Consider the following 21,026-nt stretch of genomic DNA (forward strand, 5'->3'; position numbering starts at 1 on the left):
CCACGCTCCGCCGACCCCCTCCCCGGACGGGGCCCCGCGCCACTAGGCTGCCCGGGCATGAGCGAAGCGAGTGAGCTGCCGTCCCGCGCCGACGTCGTCGTGGTCGGCTCCGGGCACAACGGTCTGGTCTCGGCGATCCTGCTGGCCCGCGCCGGCCTCGACGTGCTGGTGCTGGAGGCGGCCGAGGTGATCGGCGGGGCCACCCGCACCGAGAACCCGTTCCCCAAGGTGCCCGACCTGCGGCACTCCACCGGGTCGTACCTGCTCGGGCTGATGCCGCCGGAACTGCTCGCCACCCTCGACGTGACGATCCCGGTGCTGCGCCGCGACCCGCACTACTTCCTGCCCACCCCCGGCGGGCTCGGCTCCCCGTACCTGCTCTTCGGCAGCGACACGGCGAGCACCCGGCGGCAGCTCGCGGAGTTCTTCTCGCCCGCCGACGTGGCCGCCGACGACGCGCTCCAGGCCGAGCTGGCCCAGCTCCGGGAGGACCTGGCGCCGGCCTGGCTGGCCGAGCCGCTGCCGGTGGAAGAAACCGCCGAACGGTACGTCCGGCCCGCCCTCCGGCAGGTCTTCGTCGACCTGGTCCGCGGCTCGGTCGCCGACTACCTGGCCCGCTTCGACTTCCGCTCCGAACTGCTGGTCAGCATGTACGCGGTCACCGACGGCCTCTCCGGGCTCAACGCCGGCCCGGACGACCCGGGCACCGGACACAACTTCCTGGTGCACAACATGTGCCGGCTGCCCGGCTCGGAGGGCACCTGGATGATCGCCCAGGGCGGGATGGGCACCGTCTCCCGGACCTTCGCCGAGGCGGCCCGCGCGGCCGGCGCCCGCATCGTGACCGGCACGCCGGTCACCGCGGTCACCCTCAACGGCGGCGCGGCCGGCGGGGTGGTGCTGGCCGACGGGCGGGAGGTGGCCGCCTCCGTGGTGCTCGGTGCCTGCGACCCGTACCGGTTGATGGAGCTGCTGCCCGACGGCGCGCTCCCGGCGGAACTGGGCGCGCGGATGGCGGCGGTCCGCCGGCCCGGCACCACCCTCAAGCTCAACCTGGCGCTCACCGGCCTGCCCCGCTTCTCCTGCCTGCCGGCGGACGCGCCGAGCCCGTTCGGCTCCACCATCCACCTGCTCCCCGGCTCGGCCTCGCTGGTCGGCGCCGGCGGCGAGGCGCCGATGGCCGCGCTGCGCGGCATGTGGGCGGACGTGCAGGCCGGGCGGCTGCCCGAGGAGCCGACCATCGAGTGGTACCTGCACACCACGGTCGACCCGTCGCTCTCCGACGGCGCCGGGCACCACTCGTCGGCGCTCTTCGTCCAGTCGGTCCCCTACGAGCTGACCGGCACCACCTGGGACGCGGCGCTGCCCGGCTACGTCGACCGGCTGATCGACATCTGCGAGCGGTACGCGCCGGGCACCCGCGACCTGATCGCCGACGCGGTGCCGCTGCCCCCGCCGGGCATCGAGGCGCACTTCGGCATCACCGGCGGGCACATCCACCACGTCGACAACACCGTCTCGTTCACCGACCGGATGCCCTACGCCACCGGGGTCGACGGCGTCTACGCGGGCAGCGCCGGCTGCCACCCGGCCGGCAGCGTGATCGGCGCCGCCGGGCACAACGCCGCACAGCGGATCCTCAGCGACCTCGGTCGCTGACTTCACCGCCGGCCCCGGCGGAGCGGGGCAGGTCGCCGGGGCGGCGGATGAGGGAGAGGCCGACGAGCAGCAGCAGGTAGAGGAGCAGGCTGAGGATCGGGTCGACGAAGACGAAGGCGAACGCGACCGTGTAGAGCAGCGGGCGCACCACCAGCCGCCGCGAGACCGCCCGGGCCAGTTGCGGGTCCAGGTCGGGGTGGAGCAGCCGGTGCCGGCGGGCCCACCACCAGCTCAGGTTGAAGAAGAGCGACTCGCCCAGCACGGTGCCGAGGTAGAGGGCGGCGGTCAGCCGCTGCTCGGTCGCGCTGCCGCGCAGGTTGTCCGACAGCAGGTCGGCGGTGAACGGGATCGCCGCCACGAAGAGCAGCACGAGCAGGTTGAACATGAGCAGCACCTGGTCGACCCGGACCACGTACCGCCACATGTTGTGGTGGCCGAGCCAGATCTGCCCGGCGATCCCGAAGGTGATCACGTAGGCCAGGTAGGTCGGCCAGGCTTGGACGAGGGCGTCGGGGAGCTCCCGCCCGGGATCCCGGGCCGGACCGTTCTGCAGCAGTTCGACGGCCATCACCGTCAGCACGACCGCGAAGACGCCGTCGCTGAACGTCTCCACCCGGGAGGCGTCCCGGGTCATCTCCCGGTCGCGCCCGAACCGGTACCCGCTCCCGCCCGCGCCGTCCGCCACGCCGCCCCCTTCCCGACCTGATGGTCACCCGGCGGGGGCGGCGGGCGGGGGAAATTCAGCTGATCGCCTCACCGGCGGGGGCGGGCGTCTCCGCGTCGGCGCGGTGCGCGCGGATCTTGTGCCCGACGCTGGTGAGGCAGCGGCCGCTGGCCATGTCGAACTTCCACCCGTGCAACTGGCAGGTGAGCTGGTCGCCCTCCACGATGCCGAACCGGCTCAGGTCCGCCTTCAGGTGCGGGCACCGGCGCTGCACCACCCAGCCGTCGAGCGTGATGTCCTCGGCGTCGACGGCCCGCTCGTGCTCGTCGTACCAGCCCTCGGCGTACTGGAGGCGCTCCTCCGAGAGGCACTTGAAGAACGCGTAGACGAACTCGTTGTACTGGCCGATCCGGGCCGCCGAGAACCGGCAGGAGAGGAAGAGCGAGTTGACCCAGTCCACCTCGCCGATGTGCAACAGGTGCTCGACCAGCGCCCGCTCGGTGCGGAACCGGTAGCGGACCTTCTCGTCCGCGTACGGCCGCACCTCCTTGCCGGGGAAGTCCACCACGATCGACTCGACCGACTCCCCGTCGTAGCCGACGAGGTCGAAACGGACCGGACCCCCGACACCCTTGGCCAGGTAGATCGACTCGTCCAGCAGCGGCTCGATCCGGCGCTTCATCTCACCGAGCACGTCCACCTCGGGGTGCCGCCAGGACGCCTTCTCCGCCTCGATGATCGGACGCTTGCGCTCCCGCATCTCCTCCAGGTGAGCCCGCTTGTTCGCGAAGAACTCCTCGACCGGCACCGGGTGGGTGGTCGTCGCGCCCTCGGTGGTGACCTCCGCGACGCTGCCCGGCAGCAGGACGATGCCGTTGGTCCCGCCGACCTTCGCGTACTCGGACAGGAACACCGACTGGTCGGGGAAGATGTTCCCCTCATCGCCGAAGACGTCGTTGAACTGGAACAGCTCGTCGTCCAGGAAGCACGGCGGGCCGGCGATCGGGAAGACGTGGTCGGCCTTCAGGTCGTCGATGTAGCGCCAGGTGCGGTCGAACTGCCGCTCCCGCTTCTGCTTGCCGAACGCGGTCTTCGCCGCCTGGGGCAGCTCGTAGACCATCGGGTACCAGATCGCGCCGGAGAACTGCAGCAGGTGGGCGTGCACGTGGCCCAGCTCGGCGAAGACGGTCAGGTCCGTCGGGCGGGCGTCGTTCTGGTTGAGCAGCCGGACCCCGTCGTACTCGACCCAGAGCGAGGAGTCGCCGATCGGGCCGTCGGTCGGGCTGGTCAGCGCCTGAATCATGATCTTCAGGCCGCCGGGCAGCTCCACGACCTGCTCGTTCGGGGCCTTGAGGAACTTGGTGAAGCCCAGTTCCCGCAGCTCGTCCTCCATCTCCGAGGTGGGGAACTCGGGCAGCAGGACGGTGGCGTCCTTGGAGATGTGGTCGCGCAGGTGCCTGGCGTCGAAGTGGTCCCGGTGCAGGTGCGACACGTACAGGTAGTCGCACTGGCCGAGGGTCGCCCAGTCGAGCTGGGAGTTGTCCGGGAACGGGAACCAGGAGGCGAAATAGGCGGGATTGACCCAGGGGTCGCACAGGATGCTGCCCGCGGCCGTGTCGATCCGCATGCTGGCATGGCCCGTACCGGTCACTCGCACCGCAGTCCCCCTCAAAAAGGCATCAGGCGTACGTCACGACGCTACCGGAGGCAGTGTGGTCGCCGTCCCGCGACGCCGGTAGTGGCCCTCCGCCCCGGGCCCGGCAGGTCCAACGGCCCGGGAGGCCGGGCGGGCCCGAAGATCCGGGCACCCCGATCAGGCCGGACCCCGCACCGGGGCCGCCACGGGGCGTGCCAGACTAACCGGAGATCCGATCGCGAGGGAAGGACCGACAGTGGCAGGAAGTGAGCCGGTAACCGCGCCCGATCAGCACAGGCCGGGGCACCGCAAGTCCGGGCGGATCGGCGCGGTGCTCTCGGCGGTGGCGTTGGTGCTCATGGCGCTCTGCGGCAACCACGAGGGCAACGTGGAGAACATCTGGCTGTTCGGGCTCGCGGCCCTGCTGCTGGCCATCGTCATCGGCGACGCGGTGCTGCGCCGCAACGGCCTGCGGTCCTGACCGGCACGCGCTCGACCGGTACACGCAAGGGCCCGCCCCCGATCGGGGACGGGCCCTTCGTCGTCGTGCGCGGGCTCAGCGGCCCAGCAGGATGTCCTGCACGTCCTTGAGCGCCGCGTCGACCTCGGCCTCGAAGTAACCGCCGGGCACCAGCCCGAAGCGCAGGGTGTCCAGGTCCTTCGGGTTCACCGGCATCGGATTGCGACCCTGCATGCCGCCGAGCAGCGTCTCGAAGAACCGGTCGACCTGGTCCGGGTCGTAGCCGCTGCCGAAGCGGCGCACCTGGAAGCTGCGGCGGATCTGGTCCACCCGGTAGAGGTCGCTGCCGGGCGGGCCGGCCATCGGCGGGCCCACCATCGGCGGGCCACCGACCGGCGGGCCGGCCATCGGCGGGCCGGACATCCCCGGGCCGCCGCCGTAGCCCTGCTCCGGGCCACCGTAGCCCTGGTCCGGGCCGTAGCCCTGCTGCGGCAGCGGCGGCGGGCCGGCCGGGCCACGGCCGCGCGGGTCGCGCTCCGGCATCCGGAACTCGGCGGTCATGTCGGCGTGGCCGTGCCGGCCGGCCTCGAAGCCGTCGAAGCGCTCGTCCTGGCCGTAGCCGCCGGGGCCGGGGCCGGGGGGAAGGCCGCGGGGCGGCGGGCCGCCGTGCCCCATCGGGGCACCCGGACCCATCGGGCCGGGGCCACCCGGGCCGCGGGGTGCGTCGTAGCCGCCGCGCGGGCCGTCGTACCCGCCGGCGAAGGCGCCGGTCGGCTCGTCGTAGCGGTTGCCGTAGCGGTCGGCGGGCGGGCCGGCCTGCGCGGGCATCGGCCGGGGCGGCATCGGGGGCTGCGGCACCGGAGAGAGGCCACGGTCGTCGCGCATCGGCGGGCCGAGCCGGTCGGCCATCCGGGGGTCGCCAGCCCGCCCGCCGGGGGCGCCGCCGCGCTCCTCCAGCTCGGCGAGCTGCCGCTCGACCCGGTCCAGGTGCAGGTCGACCTGCCACTCGTCGTAGCCGTTGAAGCGGACCCGGAAGACGACGTCGTGGACCTCCTGGGAGGCCACGGGCGCGCCGACCGGCTGGCCGGCGAGTGTCGCCTCCACCCGGTCCAGGAAGGCGTCCACCTCGTCGACCTTGTATCCCCGGCGGAGCGCCTTACGCCGGAAACGCTGACCCTGACTCGCCACTATGTCTCCTGGTCTCTACCGCTACGCCGTCACGCCGTTGCGGCGCGTGGGTCGCTGTCCCTGTCCTCGGCGGCGGCGAGCTGCCCACACGCCCCGTCGATTTCGCGACCCCGGGTGTCCCGAACCGTGGTGGACACCCCGGCGTCGCGCAACCGCCGGACGAACTCCCGCTCGACCGGCTTCGGGCTGGCGTCCCAGCGGCTGCCCGGAGTCGGGTTGAGCGGGATCAGGTTCACGTGGGCCAGCTTGCCGGCCAGCAGCCGCCCGAGCAGATCGGCTCTCCACGGCTGGTCGTTCACGTCCTTGATCATCGCGTACTCGATGGACACGCGACGCCCCGTCGTGTCCGCGTAGTCCCACGCCGCGTCCAACACTTCGGACACCTTCCAGCGCTGGTTGACCGGCACGAGTTCGTCGCGCAGCTCATCATCGGGGGCGTGCAGCGACAACGCAAGGGTCACTGAGAGGTCTTCGCTGGCCAGTCGGCGGATGGCCGGAACCAGGCCGACCGTGGAAACGGTGATGTGCCGCTGGGACAGGCCGAGCCCCTCCGGGGCCGGGGCGACCAGCCGGCGGATCGCCCCCACCACCCGCGCGTAGTTGGCCAGCGGCTCGCCCATACCCATGAACACCACGTGCGACAGGCGCGGCGGGGAGCCGGCCACCGCTCCCGAGGCGGCCACCCCGGCCAGGTAGACGGCCTGGTCGACGATCTCGGCGGTGGACAGGTTGCGGGTCAGCCCGGCCTGCCCGGTGGCGCAGAACGGGCAGGCCATGCCGCAGCCCGCCTGGCTGGAGATGCAGACGGTGACCCGGTCCGGGTAGCCCATCAGCACGCTCTCCACCAGCGAGCCGTCGTGCAGCCGCCAGAGCGCCTTACGCGTGGCGCCGTCGTCGCAGGCCATCTCGCGCACCGGGGTGAGCAGGGTCGGCAGCAGCGTGCCCGCCAGCCGCTCGCGGGTGGCCGCCGGCAGGTCGGTCATCCGTTCCGGGTCGCGGACCAGACGGCCGAAGTAGTGGTTCGAGACCTGCTTGGCGCGAAACGCCGGCTCCCCCAGCTCGGTGACGAGCGCCTGCCGGCCGGGCAGGTCCAGGTCGGCGAGGTGACGGGGCGGCATCGCGGGCCGGCGGCCGCGGGCGTCGGGGTCTACGGAGATCAGCGGGAGGCTCGTCATGGCGCGTCCAGTCTGACACGCCGAACGGGGGACGCACCTGTCCGTGGGTGCCGAATCGGCCCCGGCCGGCCGGCCGAGGAGGCGCCACCCGCGTGATTCACGCCTCAGCCCGCCATCGGTACGAAGACCGCCAACAGCAGGTACGCGGTCGGCACCGCGAACAGGATCGAGTCGAGACGGTCCATCAGGCCGCCGTGACCGGGGAGCAGATTGCTCATGTCCTTGACGCCGAGATCCCGCTTGATCATCGACTCGGCCAGGTCGCCGAGGACCGCCGCGCCGGAGATCGCCACCCCGAACAGCGCGCCCCACCAGGGAGCCACGTCGAGCAGCAGCCAGAGCAGCAGGGCGCTGCCCGCGGCGGCCGCGGTCACCGAGCCGGCGAAACCCTCCCAGGACTTCTTCGGGCTGATCGTGGGAGCCATCGGGTGCTTGCCGAAGGCGACGCCGGCCGCGTAGCCGCCGGTGTCGGAGAGCACCACGGCGACCAGGGTGACCAGCACCCGCAGGTGACCGTCGTCCGGGGCGGCCGCCAGCATCGCCGCGAAACCGCCGAGGAAGGGCACGTAGACCGCGATCAGGGTGGCCGCGGTGAGATCGCGCTGATAGTTGCCCGGGCCGTCGCCCAGCCGCCAGATCATCGTGCCCAGCACGGTGACCAGCAGGCCCAGGCAGAGCGCGTCCGGGCCGGCGAACCAGGCCAGCCCGACGGTGATCACGCCACCGGCGACCAGCGGCACCAGCGGCGGGTGGGCGCCGCTGCGGCGGACCGCGCCGGCCATCTCCCAGCAGCCGATCGCCACCGCGGCGGCGATCACGGCGAGGAACGCCGGCAGGTAGAAGAAGAGCGGCACCACGATGGCCGCGCCGAGGGCCAGCCCGACACCGATCGCGGCCGGCAGGTTGCGGCCCGCCTTGGACGTCTTCGGCTGGGCGGTCGGCGGACGGTCCGCGCCGGCCCGCCGCCGGCCCCTCGACCGGCGGGCCGCCGGCGGCTCCGGGTCCGGCCCGGGCTCGTCGCGGACCGCCGGGAGCTGAGTGGTCGGCTCGTCCCGTACCGGAGCGATCTGGGCCGTCGGGTACTCGTCGTCGGGGCGGTCGTAGCTCCGTCCCCCCGGGGTCGCGCCGTAGCGTCCCCGCGGGTCGGCGCCCCAGCCGCGGTCGCGCGGGTCGTGCTCCCACACGTCGCGGCCCGCGGTACCGAAACCGCCGGGACCGGCGTCCCGGTAGCCGGCGTCCACGTGGCCCGGGCCGCGGGGGGCCGGCTCGTCGCGCCAGCCCCGCTCAGGGGCCGGCGGTCCGTCGTACGGGCGGCGACCGTGCGGCGCGTCGTAGCCGTCAGCCGGTCGGGCGTGCGGGTCGGCGGCGGGGCGGCCGGGCGGACGCGCGTACGCCTCCGGGCCGGCACCCGGCCGGCGCCAGGGCCCGGGCTCCAGGTCGGTCTCCGGCCAGGGCAGCGGGGCCGGGCGGTCCCAGCCGCGCGGCTCGGCGTTGCCGTAGGGGTCGGGGTGGGACATCACGCACCGGCAGGCGGTACGGGAGCCACCACATGACGCAAGACCAAGACCATCCCCTACAGCCGCGAGCAGTTCCGGTTGACCGGCCCGACGGCCGGCCGACCCCCGCCGTTCACCCGGTGGTGGGCGGGAATCCTGCCGAGCCTACTGCACCCGGGAAGCCCGCACGGCGGACGTGGGCCGGCACGACGACGGCACCGGGCCGCCACCCGCGGCGGGGCGGCGGCACACCGGTGCCGTGGCGGTACGCGGGCACTCAGACCTCGAGCAGCTCGTTCTCCTTGTGCTTGACCAGCTCGTCGACGGTGGCGACAAAGCGCTGGGTCAGGTCGTCCAGCTCCTTCTCCGCGCGCCGGCCCTCGTCCTCGCCGACCTCGCCGTCCTTGACCAGGCGGTCCAGCTCTTCCTTGCCCTTGCGGCGGATGTTGCGGACGGCCACCTTGGCCTCCTCGCCCTTGTGCCGGACGACCTTGATCATCTCGCGGCGCCGCTCCTCGGTCATCTGCGGGAGCACGATGCGCAGCTGGTTGCCCTCGTTGTTCGGGTTGACCCCGAGGTCCGAGTCGCGGATCGCCTTTTCCATGGCGTTGATCTGCGAGTTGTCGTACGGCTTGATGATCACCATGCGCGGCTCCGGCACGGCGATGGACGCCATCTGCGGCAGCGGGGTCGGGCTGCCGTAGTAGTCGATGACGATCCGAGAGAACATGGCGGCGTTGGCGCGACCGGTGCGGATCCCGCCGAACTCCTCCTTGGCGTGCTCGATGGCACGCTCCATCTTCTCCTCTGCCTCGAGGAGGGTGTCGTCGATCACCGGTCTCCTCGCCTCCTTCTGTCGCTCGTCGTGGGCTGTGCTGGTGCTGCTGTTGTCGGAGGACCGCTGCCGGCTCGGCGGGGCCGCTCAGGCGGTGATCAGCGTGCCGATCTTCTCACCGCCGACGGCACGGACGATCGTGTCGTCGCCCTGGGCGCCGAAGACCAGCATCGGCAGGCCGTTCTCCATGCAGAGGCTGAACGCCGCGGCGTCGGCCACCCGCAGGTTGCGGCGCAGCACCTCGGAGAAGGTGATCGAGTCGAGCTTGCTCGCCGTCGGGTCGATCCGGGGGTCGGCGGTGTAGACCGCGTCCACGCCGTTCTTGCTCATCAGCACCACGTCGGCGCGGATCTCCAGCGCCCGCTGGGCGGCCACCGTGTCGGTGGAGAAGTAAGGCATCCCGGCGCCCGCGCCGAAAATGACCACGCGGCCCTTCTCCAGGTGCCGGATCGCCCGCAGCGGGATGTACGGCTCGGCGACCTGGGCCATGGTGATGGCGCTCTGCACCCGGGTCTCGATGCCCTCCTTCTCCAGGAAGTCCTGGAGGGCCAGGCAGTTCATCACCGTGCCCAGCATGCCCATGTAGTCGGCGCGGGCCCGGTCCATGCCGCGCTTCTGCAGCTCGGCGCCCCGGAAGAAGTTGCCACCGCCGACCACCACGGAGACCTGCACGCCGCGGCGCACCACGGTGGCGATCTGCCGGGCGATGGCCTGCACGACGTCGGGGTCGACGCCGATCGCGCCGCCACCGAAGACCTCACCGGAAAGCTTCAGCACCACCCGGCGGGCCCGACCGGGCGGCGGGGCCGTCGGGTCATCCGCCGCCAGGCTCCGGTCACTCACAACCTGCGTCATCCGACCCGCCCCTTCCGTCGCGCACCTCGTGGGCGCCGCGTACCGCGTACCTGCCGCTGCCGACCCTATGTGACGAGGAGGCCGCGGTGCCTGTCACGTACACCGGCGGCCTCCTCGTCGAAGAATTCCCTGCGCCCGGGCGCGTCAAGCGCCCGGTGCGGCGGCTCAGGCCTGGCCGACCTCGAACCGCACGAAGCGGGTCACCTCGATGCCGGCATCGGCCAGCAGCTGCTTCACCGTCTTCTTGTTGTCGGCGACCGACGACTGCTCCAGCAGGACGAAGTCCTTGAAGAAGGCGTTGACCCGGCCCTCGACGATCTTCGGCAGCGCCGCCTCGGGCTTGTTCTCCTCGCGGGCGGTCTGCTCGGCGATGCGCCGCTCCGACTCGACCGTCTCGGCCGGGACCTCGTCGCGGGTCAGGTACTTCGGGCGCATCGCGGCGATCTGCATGGCCACACCGCGGGCGTCCGCGTCGCCGGCCTCATCCGCCTTGCCGCTGTACTGCACCAGCACGCCGACCGCCGGGGGCAGGTCCTGGCTCTTGCGGTGCAGGTAGACCGCGGTGGTGCCCTCAAGCTTGGCGAAGCGGTTGAGCACCAGCTTCTCGCCGATCTTGGCGGACTGCTCCTGGATCAGGTCGGCCACGGTCTTGCCGTCGATGGCGCTGGCGAGCAGCTCCTCGGCGTTGCTCGCGCCGCTGGCCACACCGTGCTCGACCAGCTGCTGGGCCAGCGCGATGAAGGCGTCGTTCTTGGCGACGAAGTCGGTCTCGCAGTTGAGCTCGAGCAGCGCCTGCCCGGCGTGGGCGATGAGGCCGTTGGCGGCCGTGCGACCGGCCCGCTTGCCGACGTCCTTGGCGCCCTTGACGCGCAGGATCTCGATGGCCTTGTCGAAGTCGCCCTCGGCCTCGGTCAGCGCCTTCTTGGAGTCCATCATGCCGGCGCCGGTGAGGTCGCGGAGCTTCTTGACGTCCGCGGCGGTGAAGTTGGACATGACTCTCTCTTCGGTGTCTGAGACTGCGTTCGGATGTCTGGTTACCCGGATCCGGGCCGGTTCTGCCCGGCGTACCCGCCGCGCCCCACCGACCGTGAAAACGGACGGTGGGGACGCGACGGCGAGATCACTCCGCGGCGGCGGTCGCCGGCTGCTCGGCAGCGGACGCCGGCTGCTCAGCGGTCGCCGGCTGCTCGGCAGTCGCCGGCTGCTCGGCAGTCGCCGGCTGCTCGGCGGCGGCGGTCGCCGGCTGCTCGTCGGCCTTCTTCGGCTCCTCGAGCAGCTCGCGCTCCCACTCGGCCAGCGGCTCGTCGGCGCCGACCTGGCCCGGCTCCGGCTTCTCGTCGGCGCCACGGCCACGGCCGGAGCGGGCGATCAGACCGTCGGCGACGGCGGCGGCGACGACCCTGGTCAGCAGCTCGGCCGAGCGGATCGCGTCGTCGTTGCCCGGGATCGGGAAGTCGACCTCGTCCGGGTCGCAGTTGGTGTCGAGCACGGCGATCACCGGGATGCCCAGCTTGCGGGCCTCGTCGACGGCGATGTGCTCCTTCTTGGTGTCGACGATCCAGACCGCGGCCGGGAGCTTCTGCATGTCTCGCAGGCCACCGAGGGTCTTGGTCAGCTTCACCTTCTCGCGGGAGAGCTGCAGGGTCTCCTTCTTGGTGTAACCGGCGGCGGTGCCGCTCAGGTCACCCAGGCCCTCCAGCTCCTTCATCCGCTGCAGCCGCTTGTAGACCGTCTGGAAGTTGGTCAGCATGCCGCCGAGCCAGCGGTGGTTCACATACGGCTGGCCGACCCGGGTCGCCTGCTCGGCGATGGCCTCCTGGGCCTGCTTCTTGGTGCCGACGAAGAGGATGCTGCCGCCCCCGGCCACCGTGGTGCGCACGAACTCGTACGCCTTCTCGATGTAGTCGAGGGTCTGGCGCAGGTCGATGATGTAGATACCGTTGCGCTCGGTGAAGATGAAGCGCTTCATCTTCGGGTTCCAGCGCCGGGTCTGGTGCCCGAAGTGGACACCGCTCTCCAGCAGCTGACGCATGGTCACGACGGCCATGGTGGGTACTCCCTGTTTGTCCCTGGTTGTCCCGTCCGGCCGGCGGCCGGACGCCTGGCGCCCGGTCGCCGGCCATGATGGGCCCGATCAGGATCGGGACCAGGGAGGCCGCCGCCCCACGAGATCCGTGGAGAGGGCACGCGAGGTCGACCGCGCAAGGCGGTCGCCAGTCGACCAGTGTACGCCCCATCTCCGCCCCCCGGCCCCGGGGCTCGGGAACCCCCATCCCGCCCCTTTCCGGACGCCCGACGCCGCCACGCCGAGACCGGACATCCGGTACCGGCGGGGCGGCTCGCGCACCTGTCGGTTGACGGTGCCAACGGGCGGGACGGCGGGCGGCCACCCGCCGGCTCACCCGGTCGGCGACCGGCGGGTGCCGCGCGGCGCGGGCACCCTGCCGACTCGCCCGGGTCAGCGGGCGGCGAGGGCGGCGGCGAGGAAGAGCACGAGTCCGACCGTCAGGTAGGCGGTCGGCGGGCGGAGCCAGCCCCGACTGCCGTCGGCCAGGGCCAGCCCACCGGTGCGCAGCCCGTACAGGCCGGTGCCGAAGATCGGCAGCCCGACCACCAGGAACGTGCCCACCACGACGTGCGAGGTGGAGACCGGGTCACCGACCAGGCCGCGCAGCAGCACCCGCAGCGCGGGGATCTCCAGGACGAGCACCATCACCGCCAGCAGGACCGCGAGCGCGGGACGGCGGGTCCGGTAGACGCCGTCGCCGGGCGGCGGGCCCTCGATGCGGGGCGCGACCGACGGCATCGGGCCGGTCGGCATCTCCAGCGGGTGCGGGGTCGGCCCGGCCGCCGGCTCCGGCCCCGTGACACCCGGCCGCTCCCCGACGACCAGCGGGGTCGGCGCGCCGGGACCCGGGCGGTCCCCCACGGTGATCGGCGTCGCGCCGGCGTGGGCCGGCTCGACCGGCCGGCCCGGCTCGACGATCGGGTAGCCGCCCAACGGGCCGGGGCGCGGCGGCTCGGCGGCGCGGTTCGCGCCGAGCGGGTCGGTGGTGCTGTGCGACGTCGTGCCCAGCGGCCCGGCGTTGCTGTGCAAGGTCGTGCCCAGCGCCCCGGCGCTGCTGCGCGACCCCGGGCCGAGCGGGCTGCCGAGGCCGTGTGTGGCTGCGCCGAGCTGGTCACCGGTGCTGTGCGGGGCCGAGCCGAGGGGGACGGCGGTGCTGTGCGCCGGCGGGGCGAGCGGGTCGGCGACCTCGCGGGCCGCGCGCCGGCCGCCACGCTCCCCCGGCAGCTCGCCGGAGGTCTCCGACGGATCGTCCAGCCGGTGCGGGCGCCAGCTGCCCGTGTCGTCGCCCAGCGGGTCGGGGGTCCCGAAGCGGCCCGGTTCGCCGTACCGGTTCTCCCCCGTGCGCTGCTCCGGGACGCGGAAGTCGTCGTCGCGGTAGCGCGGTTCGCCGGCCGCACGCCAGTCCTGCTCGTATCCGCGGTCGCCCCGGTGCGACCCCTGCTCATCCTCGGGAAAGCTCCGTCGTCCGTCCACGACCGGCACGGTATGCGACCTGCACCACGCGCGCCATCCGGGCCGCCCGGACTGTCGTCGCTGGCCACGGCGGCATCGACGGGTCACCGCGAACACACGCCGAGTAATCGGGCGGCGGGGCTCCTGGGCGCTTCGTGCCGATGGGCTACCGACCAGTGCCCAACCCTGACGGTGCGGGCTACGTGCTCGAAGTCGACCCCGACGCCGCCGAGGTCGTGCGCGACATCGTCCGACGAATCCTCGACGGAGCCTCGGTTAACTCGATCGTGGCCGACCTCAACCGACGCGGCGTGCCGACGTCGCTGGACATCCAGCGGATACGCGCCGGGAAGGAGCCGAAGGGCGCCCTATGGCGGGTCGGGAACCTCGCGCGCCTGCTTCGCAGCGAGACGCTACGCGGGTACCTCGTGACTGAAGACGGGCGGCCGGTCATCGACGACGCGGGCCGGCGAGTGCGCCGGGCAGAGCCAATCCTGACGGGCGACGATTGGACAGCGCTTCAGCGCGAGCTAGACGACCGAGCGAACAACCGCAAGCCGCGCCCGCGTGTAAACGCCGCTCTACTGCTTCGCATCGCCTACTGCGACGTCTGCCCGGACGACCGGCCCATGTACGTCCGCCCCGGACGCTCGCGCAAGCACTACCGATGCAGCTCGAAGGCTGTCGGCGGTTTCGGGTGCTCGAACGGCGGCGCGTCGGCGGAGTGGCTAGAGGAGTACGTCGAGGCGGCATTCCTGAACCGCTTCGGGCACTACGAAGTCAAGCGGCGAGTCTTCGTGCCAGGCGAGAGCCACGCCGAAGAGGTCGCCGAGACAGAGGAGGCACTCGGGCGGCTCGTCGAGCGGCTGGAAAAGATTCCGTCAGGTGGGGCCGCAGAGCGAGCGGTGCTCGCTCGCACGGCAGAGCATGAGGAGCACCTCGCAGCGCTGCGAGCCTTGCCAGAGACGCCCGACCGCTAGGTCGACGAGCCCACGGGCGAGACGTTCGGGGAGGTCTGGCGGCGAGACCCGGACGGACGGCGCGACCTGCTGCGGGAGGCGGGCGTGCGTGCGCGTCTACGTGCGACGCGAAACAGGCAGACGAGGCAACGAGCCCGGAGTGCGCTTCGAGGTGGGAACCTTCGACGACCCCGAGGCGCAACGCCTCACCGAGATCACGGCCGAGGAAGCGATGCTTTAGAGCCTCGAAGGCTCGCCTTCGGGTGCTGCTTCGGGCGCTTCGAGGTCTGCTCGGGCGCGCGGCCGTTCACGATCTGCGCTTGTCGGTCGCCGAGGCGGTATCCAGCGATCCACTCGCAGAGCGCGTTGATGAGGTCGGGCGGGAAGCGGGGCGGCGGCGTCGTCACAGTGGGCTCCTTTGCGCGCAAGGGTCGCCAGCGTACGCGGATCGGAAGGATCTCGACGAGTCGCGGATTAACGCTTAGGTCGGCACCTTCGATGACCCGGAGGCGCAACGTATACGCGAGATTGCGCTGAGGAGTCGACGTAGGCAGGGCGAGAGCGCGGGGTAGCAGCCCTAATCGGGGCCGACGGGTACCGAGCAAGGAAAGGGACTTGCCGTACGTCTCACGTAGACTTGCGTCCATGCGCCCTGCGGTTGCCATCGAGGAGTTGACCAGACTCAAGGCGGAGGCCGAAGCTGCCGATCTCTTCCGCGAGCCTTCCGGTCTCGAGTCGTGGCGGCCCCGCGTTCGAGCGATCTTCGTTCGTGCCTTTGATGAAGACCATCACGTTGTGGAGAGCTTCGTTAAGGTCAAGTTCACGCCTGGTGTGATGTGGGGCGGTATGGAGCGGTCCTACTTCGAAAACGCGCGCCAGGGCGGCGTCAAGACGGTGCTTGGGCTGATCGATGCCGCAATCTACGAGCTCGGCCTCGTCGGTGGGGACGAGCCGGTAGACGAGCACGCGTACGACCCGGAGCTGTGGGCGCACGTGAAGACCGAGGTCGAAGACGGGGAGTGGGGGAAGGTCGCCAGCCAGACGGCGATCTTCGTCGAGAACCACATTCGGACGTGGGCGGGCAACCCGCAGGACCGCAACGGCAACAACCTCGTCGGCAAGCAGCTCTACCTAGAGGTGTTCGGAGACGCCAGCGACTACCGGCTGGGGCGGCAGGCGAGCGAGCGGGAAGGCTGGCGATACCTCGGGATGGGGTTCGCCCAGGCGCTCAGCAATGTCGACCGGCACCGGATCCAGAAGCGGGAGGACGCCAAGCGGTACGCCCTCGGCGTGCTCGGCCTGGGAAGCCTGCTGCTGACGCAGCTTCGGTACGAGCACGGTGAGATCCTTCAGAAGGCCGCCGAGTAGCCAGGCCCCTTGCATGTCAGCTATTAGATAGATGCTTTTCGCTATCCTCTGATCTCCGTACAGTGCCGCCATGAAGGGAATCGGTAAGTACTGGGGCTACCTCGCCTTCATCCTGCTCATCATGGGTTGGTGGACCCGCGCCATGGGGCCGACCGCTCTGATCGTCGTGTCGGTGCTCGTCGCGCTCTACTTCTTGTTTCAGGCCCCCGTCTGGTGCGCCGCAATCAACCGCGACGGCACTCTCTGCCGCAACAACTCATCCGGCCTACTCCTCGGATGCAGCATGCGGCAGCACAAGTTCCAGAAGCTCAAGATGACCTTCGTTAGGCATGGGTGGCGACGGATGAACCGCGGGCTCTGGGCTTCCCCCCGTGAATGTCTGACCACCATCGGCGCTGTAGTCGCCATCTTCTCCACTCTGGCCGGGACGGTCATGCAGATGCTGGGCATGAAGTAGAGGGAAGCAGGCTGGCAGGCAGCTGTAGCGCCGGGAGGCCGAGCAGGCGAGTGGCGGTCGTTGCTTGTTTGCTCCCGATGGGCAGAGCGGCTCCTCGCGTCGTAGAGCGGGCGGCCGCCAGAGTGCTTCTGGGTACGCGGCGCGTGGCCGCTGGGCGAGGCCCTGGCGCGCTCGGTCGCCGTGGTCGGTGCCCAGGCGGCCACGCCGTAACGGCACGCACGTCGCCACCGAGCTGGGCTACGGGCTGGCCGAGCGGGACTGGACGGTGGTCTCGGGCGGGGCGTTCGGCATCGACTCCGCCGCGCACCGGGGCGCGCTGACCGCGGGCGGGCTCACGGTCACTGTGCTGGCCTGCGGGCTGGACCGCCCGTACCCGATGGGCAACGCCGCGCTGTTCGACCGGATCGCCGAGACGGGCCTGCTGGTCAGCGAGTGGATGCACGGCGCCGAGCGGCTGCGGCCCCGCTTCCTCATCCGCAACCGGGTGATCGCGGCGGCGACCCTAGGCACGGTGCTGGTGGAGGCGGCCGCCCGCAGCGGCGCGACCCAGACCCTCAACCGGGCGATCGGCGTGGGCCGCCCGGCGATGGTGGTGCCCGGGCCGGTCATGTCCGCCATGTCCGTGGGCGCGCACGAGGCGCTCCGCGAGCACGACAAGGCGCGGCTGGTGACCGGCACGGCCCACGTCCTGGAGGAGGTCGGGCGGATCGGCTACGACCTGGCGCCGCCCGCCCGCGCGCCGGAGCGCCCCCGGGATCTGCTCGACGACGAGGCGGCCCAGGTGCTGGAGGCGCTGCCCCGGCGGAAGGCGATCGGCCTGGAGCGCGTCGCGGCGCGCGCCGGCGTGGACCTCCGCACGGCGATGCGCAAGCTCTCCATGTTGGAGGAACTGGCCATGGTCGTACGCCGCGACGACGGCTACGCCCTGGCGCCGCCGCCCGAGCGCGGAACCGGGGGTGGTCGGGCGCCGACTGCCCCCGGTCCGGACCCGTCAACGGCTCCACCGAGCTGAACCGGCGCGGCCCAGCCGACCCGCCGGGCGCCGTGCCGTGCGCTCAGTCGCCCTCGAACCGGATCTCGGTGTCGCGGCTGGCGAGGCAGCGCCGGGCGAGGAGGGCCAACCGGCGAAGGTGGTCCTTTTCCGCAGGCTCCCGCGCCACCTCGGCCAGGCAGGGCAGCTCGGCCAGCAGTTGCGGGACCGCCTCGGCGTCCACCACCAGCTCACCGCGCGGATCAACCCGGTCCAGCAGCGGCGTACGACCGCCGCCCCGCACCCGCTTCAGCAGGTCCAGCAGGACGTCGTGCGGGTCCGCCACCACCTCGGTCGAGACGTACGACGGCCGGCGCCGCGCCGGCCCGGCCCGCACCTGCCGGTAGAGGACGGCATCCACCCCCACGCTCGGTACCTCCTCCCACCGGCGTCGCCACCCCGGGGACGCCCGTTCCGATCGGTCTCGCGAATCACCCTTCCGCGCCGCCACCACGCCCGGTACGCACCAGCGCCCGGTCGCCCGCCATGCGCGGGGTGTCGGCACCTGCCGGCAACGCCGGTGGGTCGCCCGTCGGCGGACCCGGGACGTTGCCACCGTCCTCTTCGTAGTAACAGTTTCCCCTGTACAGGGCCTTCTCAGCCACCCCGAACGGCGTGCCGCGCCCACCGTCGGTTCCGGTGGCGTGGCGCTTGGCCCTCGGACCGACACCGGAAGCGCCACCCGGCGGCCCATCGGCACGAGCGTGGCGTCGCGCCTGCCTTCGCGGCGACACCCGCGGATCGGCACCCCGCCGGCCATCGGCACGAGCGGTGCTGTGGCGAGCGCTCAGTCAGCCGGGCTCGGCGCCTTGCCTGACTGACGGCGCCGGTGGGCGTTAGGCCGGAGCGGCGGCCGGCAGCCACCTGCCCACGCCCTTAGGCTGGACCGGTGTCTCCCGCCCACCCCTGGCACCGACGCGGCAGCCGGAGCCCTCGATGACTGACCAGCGGCGCGGCACGCGGGCGGCCCACGAGGCGCTGCCGGCGCCGATGCGGGAGGCGGTGGACGACTTCGCCGACCACCTGGCCCGGGTGCGCAACCGGTCGGCGCACACCGTGCGGGCGTACGTGACGGACCTCGTCTCGCTGCTCGATCACGCGGTGCGGATGGGGTGCGCGGACCTGTCGGAGCTGGACCTGACGGTGCTGCGGAGCTGGCTGGCGAAGCAGCGGACCATGGGCGCGGCCCGGACGTCCCTCGCCCGGCGGGCGGCCGCCGCCCGCACGTTCAGCGCCTGGGCGCACCGCGCCGGCCTGCTCGCCGCCGATGTGGCCGCCCCGCTGGCCAGCCCCAAGGCGCACCGGGAGCTGCCCACCGTCCTGCGGGCCGACCAGGCCGCCGCGTTGATGGCCGCCCCGGACCGGACGGATCGGGACGGCCACGGTACGCGGCTCCCGAGCGACGACGTCGCGCCGGCCGATGGGAGGACCGTCGACACCGCGGGCCGGGGAGACGCACCGGCCACGGGTGGTGACGACGAATCCGAGGCCGTGCTCCTGCGGGACCGGCTGCTGCTCGAACTGCTCTACGCCACCGGGGTGCGGATCAGTGAGGCCTGCGGCCTGGACGTCACCGACGTCGACCAGGCCCGCCGGGTGGTGCGCGTGCTCGGCAAGGGCGGGCGGGAGCGGGCCGTGCCCTACGGGGTGCCCGCGCAGCGGGCGCTGGACGCGTGGCTCGCCCGCGGGCGGCCGGCGCTGGCGGCGGCCCGCTCGGGTGGCGCGCTGCTGCTCGGGACGCGGGGCGGCCGGCTCAACCCGACCAGCGCCCGCCGGATCGTCGCCGGATACGCGGAGGCCGCGGGCCTGCCCCGGGTGACCCCGCACGGCCTGCGCCACTCGGCGGCCACCCACCTGCTGGAGGGCGGCGCGGACCTGCGCGCCGTGCAGGAACTGCTCGGGCATTCGTCGCTGGCCAGCACGCAGATCTACACGCATGTCTCGGTGGAGCGGCTGCGGGCGGCGTACCGGCAGGCGCACCCGCGGGCCTGACCGTGGGGGCGCCGGACGGCTCAACACCAGGAGTTGATGATCCACGGCGGGCTAGGATCAGCCGATGACGGTCCCGCAGCCGCCCGAGCCGACTCCCGGGGCTCGGCTGCTCTTCTCCCTCGACTCGTCGGGCCTGACGGATTCCTGAACCCCCGCTAACCTCTAGCGCATGCGTGTTCTTGGGGTGGTGCGGCTCAGCCGTGAGACGGACGAATCTACGTCGCCGGAGCGTCAGCGGGAGACGGTCACCAAGTGGGCCGACCTTCACGGGCACACGATCATTGGATGGGCGGAAGACCTGGACGTGTCCGGGGCCCTGTCCCCGTGGGAGCGCCCGGGGTTGGGTCCGTGGCTGTCCGGTCGCACGGATGAGTTTGACGGCCTGGTCGCGTGGAAGGTGGACCGCATTTCCCGGCGGCTACTCCATTTCGTGAGCCTGGTTGAGTGGGCGGACCAGCGGGGAAAGGTTGTCGCCTCCGCCACCGAACCGATCAACACCTCCGATCGTTTCGGCCGGATGATTGCGAGCATGCTCGCCATGTTCGCTGAGTTTGAGCGGGACGCGATGAAGGAACGGATTGCGGACGGCCGGGAAGCCCTCCGCCGTGAGGGCCGGTGGGGCGGGGGTCACCCGCCCTACGGATACCGTCCCATGAAGGTTGATGGCGGGTGGAAGCTTGAGCCTGACCCGGAAGCCGCCGAGGTTGTCCGGGAGTTGGCATCCCGGGTTATCGGCGGCGCCTCCGTTCTCAGTACGTGCCGTGACTTGAATGAGCGTGGCGTACGTACCCGGGGCGGCGCGGAATGGACGGCTAGTGCTGCGTTCCGTGTGCTGCGTTCCCGAACCATCATCGGGCAGGCTGAGTACAACGGTAAGCCGCTAGCGGACTCTGACGGCATCCTCCGGCGGATCGCTGAGCCGATCATTTCCGATACGGATTTCCGGAAGCTGCAGACCATCCTTGATGACCGGGCGAAAGCCCCGAGGATGCGGACCCACGGGGCCGCTTTGCTGCTCGGTGTTGGTTTCTGTGAGTGTGGCCTCCGGCTTTACCGTCAGGGCGGAGTGTCTAAGGGCAAGCTTTACGGCTATTACGTCTGTTCCGGCAGGAAAGGCGGAAAGAACGCACCGTGCGCGAACAAGCCGATTCCCTCCGCCGTGCTGGATGAAGCGGCCGAGGATGGTTTGATGGCGCTGACCGGTGGGCTTGAATTTACGGAGCGGCAATTCATCCCGGGTGTCAACCATGAGGAAGAGATCGCCCAGGTTGACCGGGCTATCCGGGAAGCCCGTGAGGAATGGGATTTGGGCCTGTACGGGGATGACCGGAAGGGCTACCTAGAGCGGCTTTCCCGGTTGAATGAGCGGAGGGGGCGGCTGGCGGCTGAGCCGAACACGCCGGACCGTTGGGAGGAAGTGCCCACCGGGCGGACCTTCCGTGAGGTGTACGGGGACCTTGAGACGGTGGAGGAACGGCGGGCGTTCCTGCTCGCCTCCGGGTTGCGGGTGGTGCTCCATTCCGCCCCGGCCCGCACTCCGAGCATGCTCACTGGTGAGCCTTCCCGTGAGGAAAGCAGGGTGTCCGTCGAGATTCCTCACGACCTACAGCAACGGGTGTTGGCGCACGCTCAGGGGTACGGGAAAACCGCAGATGCGTAGCCACTAAAGCGGTATCTGATGGCGGAGCCTGGCGACCTGCTGAGACAGCCGCTACAACTCCGGTTGTGGCGA

Annotated in this window: 18 protein-coding genes and 3 pseudogenes; 9 read left to right on the plus strand and 12 right to left on the minus strand. The window is 71.8% G+C overall.

The features are described 5' to 3' along the window. The first annotated feature begins 57 nt into the window (after nucleotides 1–57). Entirely contained in the window at nucleotides 58–1,659 is a 1,602-nt protein-coding gene (locus ACFYPD_RS14935; RefSeq protein WP_387113091.1) for a phytoene desaturase family protein, read from the plus strand. On the opposite strand, the gene ACFYPD_RS14940 is transcribed toward ACFYPD_RS14935, so the two are convergent. Beyond that, on the minus strand, nucleotides 1,640–2,293 hold the full coding sequence (locus ACFYPD_RS14940) for a TMEM175 family protein (protein WP_387113405.1): 654 nt from the start codon (nucleotides 2,291–2,293) through the stop codon (nucleotides 1,640–1,642). The two genes, ACFYPD_RS14935 and ACFYPD_RS14940, sit on opposite strands and share 20 nt — an antisense overlap. A gap of 106 nt (nucleotides 2,294–2,399) precedes the next feature. Further along, nucleotides 2,400–3,980, minus strand: a complete 1,581-nt coding sequence (locus ACFYPD_RS14945) for a Rieske 2Fe-2S domain-containing protein (RefSeq protein ID WP_387113093.1) — start codon at nucleotides 3,978–3,980, stop codon at nucleotides 2,400–2,402. Between the two features lie 235 nt (nucleotides 3,981–4,215). On the opposite strand from ACFYPD_RS14945, the gene ACFYPD_RS14950 reads away from it, so the two are divergent. Next, complete coding sequence (locus tag ACFYPD_RS14950; RefSeq protein ID WP_387113095.1) at nucleotides 4,216–4,440, plus strand: DUF2631 domain-containing protein; 225 nt, start codon at nucleotides 4,216–4,218, stop codon at nucleotides 4,438–4,440. Nucleotides 4,441–4,515: 75 nt separating this feature from the next. Here the strand turns inward: ACFYPD_RS14950 and ACFYPD_RS14955 are convergent, their stop codons facing one another. From ACFYPD_RS14955 to ACFYPD_RS14990, 8 genes are all read right to left on the minus strand, one after another. Beyond that, nucleotides 4,516–5,607: a DivIVA domain-containing protein gene (locus tag ACFYPD_RS14955; protein ID WP_387113097.1), complete on the minus strand. Its 1,092-nt coding sequence runs from the start codon at nucleotides 5,605–5,607 to the stop codon at nucleotides 4,516–4,518. Between the two features lie 29 nt (nucleotides 5,608–5,636). Then, nucleotides 5,637–6,782 carry a 23S rRNA (adenine(2503)-C(2))-methyltransferase RlmN gene (gene rlmN / locus ACFYPD_RS14960; RefSeq protein WP_387113099.1) on the minus strand — a complete coding sequence of 382 codons (1,146 nt, stop codon included), beginning with the start codon at nucleotides 6,780–6,782 and terminating at the stop codon, nucleotides 5,637–5,639. 104 nt (nucleotides 6,783–6,886) lie between these two features. Then, a complete protein-coding gene (locus ACFYPD_RS14965) occupies nucleotides 6,887–8,299 on the minus strand; it encodes a phosphatidate cytidylyltransferase (RefSeq protein WP_387113101.1) in 1,413 nt (470 codons plus the stop codon). Nucleotides 8,300–8,555: 256 nt separating this feature from the next. Beyond that, complete coding sequence (gene frr, locus ACFYPD_RS14970) at nucleotides 8,556–9,113, minus strand: ribosome recycling factor (protein ID WP_387113103.1); 558 nt, start codon at nucleotides 9,111–9,113, stop codon at nucleotides 8,556–8,558. A gap of 87 nt (nucleotides 9,114–9,200) precedes the next feature. Then, nucleotides 9,201–9,968, minus strand: coding sequence for a UMP kinase (gene pyrH, locus ACFYPD_RS14975; protein ID WP_091268664.1), 768 nt, complete (start codon nucleotides 9,966–9,968; stop codon nucleotides 9,201–9,203). A gap of 165 nt (nucleotides 9,969–10,133) precedes the next feature. Continuing rightward, on the minus strand, nucleotides 10,134–10,961 hold the full coding sequence (tsf, locus tag ACFYPD_RS14980; RefSeq protein ID WP_387113105.1) for a translation elongation factor Ts: 828 nt from the start codon (nucleotides 10,959–10,961) through the stop codon (nucleotides 10,134–10,136). Between the two features lie 127 nt (nucleotides 10,962–11,088). After that, the gene (gene rpsB, locus ACFYPD_RS14985; protein WP_387113107.1) at nucleotides 11,089–12,015 is read right to left on the minus strand and encodes a 30S ribosomal protein S2; all 927 of its coding nucleotides are present in this window, start codon (nucleotides 12,013–12,015) and stop codon (nucleotides 11,089–11,091) included. A gap of 411 nt (nucleotides 12,016–12,426) precedes the next feature. After that, nucleotides 12,427–13,518, minus strand: a complete 1,092-nt coding sequence (locus ACFYPD_RS14990) for a hypothetical protein (RefSeq protein WP_387113109.1) — start codon at nucleotides 13,516–13,518, stop codon at nucleotides 12,427–12,429. Between the two features lie 173 nt (nucleotides 13,519–13,691). Here ACFYPD_RS14990 and ACFYPD_RS14995 point away from each other — a divergent pair, with 173 nt between their 5' ends. Beyond that, nucleotides 13,692–14,468 (plus strand): recombinase family protein, encoded by a 777-nt coding sequence (locus ACFYPD_RS14995; RefSeq protein ID WP_387113111.1) that lies wholly within the window; start codon nucleotides 13,692–13,694, stop codon nucleotides 14,466–14,468. A 194-nt stretch (nucleotides 14,469–14,662) separates the two neighbouring features. Here the strand turns inward: ACFYPD_RS14995 and ACFYPD_RS15000 are convergent, their stop codons facing one another. Beyond that, nucleotides 14,663–14,854 carry a hypothetical protein gene (locus tag ACFYPD_RS15000; RefSeq protein WP_387113113.1) on the minus strand — a complete coding sequence of 64 codons (192 nt, stop codon included), beginning with the start codon at nucleotides 14,852–14,854 and terminating at the stop codon, nucleotides 14,663–14,665. Between the two features lie 238 nt (nucleotides 14,855–15,092). On the opposite strand from ACFYPD_RS15000, the gene ACFYPD_RS15005 reads away from it, so the two are divergent. The 3 genes and pseudogenes from ACFYPD_RS15005 to ACFYPD_RS15015 all read left to right on the plus strand — a co-directional run. Next, on the plus strand, nucleotides 15,093–15,815 hold the full coding sequence (locus tag ACFYPD_RS15005; protein ID WP_387113115.1) for a TIGR02391 family protein: 723 nt from the start codon (nucleotides 15,093–15,095) through the stop codon (nucleotides 15,813–15,815). A gap of 70 nt (nucleotides 15,816–15,885) precedes the next feature. Further along, the gene (locus ACFYPD_RS15010) at nucleotides 15,886–16,272 is read left to right on the plus strand and encodes a hypothetical protein (protein ID WP_387113117.1); all 387 of its coding nucleotides are present in this window, start codon (nucleotides 15,886–15,888) and stop codon (nucleotides 16,270–16,272) included. Between the two features lie 114 nt (nucleotides 16,273–16,386). After that, nucleotides 16,387–17,324: pseudogene (locus ACFYPD_RS15015) on the plus strand (DNA-processing protein DprA); the annotation flags it as partial. A 3-nt stretch (nucleotides 17,325–17,327) separates the two neighbouring features. Here the strand turns inward: ACFYPD_RS15015 and ACFYPD_RS15020 are convergent. After that, nucleotides 17,328–17,669, minus strand: a complete 342-nt coding sequence (locus tag ACFYPD_RS15020; RefSeq protein ID WP_387113119.1) for a hypothetical protein — start codon at nucleotides 17,667–17,669, stop codon at nucleotides 17,328–17,330. Nucleotides 17,670–18,238: 569 nt separating this feature from the next. On the opposite strand from ACFYPD_RS15020, the pseudogene ACFYPD_RS15025 reads away from it, so the two are divergent. The 3 genes and pseudogenes from ACFYPD_RS15025 to ACFYPD_RS15035 all read left to right on the plus strand — a co-directional run. Further along, a pseudogene (locus ACFYPD_RS15025) lies at nucleotides 18,239–18,653 on the plus strand (site-specific integrase); the annotation flags it as partial. Between the two features lie 140 nt (nucleotides 18,654–18,793). Then, nucleotides 18,794–19,294, plus strand: a pseudogene (locus ACFYPD_RS15030) (tyrosine-type recombinase/integrase); the annotation flags it as partial. 169 nt (nucleotides 19,295–19,463) lie between these two features. After that, nucleotides 19,464–20,954: a recombinase family protein gene (locus ACFYPD_RS15035; protein WP_387113121.1), complete on the plus strand. Its 1,491-nt coding sequence runs from the start codon at nucleotides 19,464–19,466 to the stop codon at nucleotides 20,952–20,954. Nucleotides 20,955–21,026: the final 72 nt, after the last annotated feature.

This window comes from Micromonospora sp. NPDC005299 (genome assembly GCF_042872345.1).
GTDB lineage: Bacteria > Actinomycetota > Actinomycetes > Mycobacteriales > Micromonosporaceae > Micromonospora.

Bases quoted from the DNA above. Each gene is read 5' to 3' on its own strand.
- ACFYPD_RS15005 (WP_387113115.1), top strand. From the start codon at position 15,093: ATGCGCCCTGCGGTTGCCATCGAGGAGTTGACCAGACTCAAGGCGGAG.
- ACFYPD_RS15010 (WP_387113117.1), top strand. From the start codon at position 15,886: ATGAAGGGAATCGGTAAGTACTGGGGCTACCTCGCCTTCATCCTGCTC.
- rpsB (WP_387113107.1), bottom strand. From the start codon at position 12,015: ATGGCCGTCGTGACCATGCGTCAGCTGCTGGAGAGCGGTGTCCACTTC.
- ACFYPD_RS14965 (WP_387113101.1), bottom strand. From the start codon at position 8,299: ATGTCCCACCCCGACCCCTACGGCAACGCCGAGCCGCGCGGCTGGGAC.
- pyrH (WP_091268664.1), bottom strand. From the start codon at position 9,968: ATGACGCAGGTTGTGAGTGACCGGAGCCTGGCGGCGGATGACCCGACG.
- ACFYPD_RS14935 (WP_387113091.1), top strand. From the start codon at position 58: ATGAGCGAAGCGAGTGAGCTGCCGTCCCGCGCCGACGTCGTCGTGGTC.
- tsf (WP_387113105.1), bottom strand. From the start codon at position 10,961: ATGTCCAACTTCACCGCCGCGGACGTCAAGAAGCTCCGCGACCTCACC.
- ACFYPD_RS14940 (WP_387113405.1), bottom strand. From the start codon at position 2,293: ATGACCCGGGACGCCTCCCGGGTGGAGACGTTCAGCGACGGCGTCTTC.
- rlmN (WP_387113099.1), bottom strand. From the start codon at position 6,782: ATGACGAGCCTCCCGCTGATCTCCGTAGACCCCGACGCCCGCGGCCGC.
- ACFYPD_RS15035 (WP_387113121.1), top strand. From the start codon at position 19,464: ATGCGTGTTCTTGGGGTGGTGCGGCTCAGCCGTGAGACGGACGAATCT.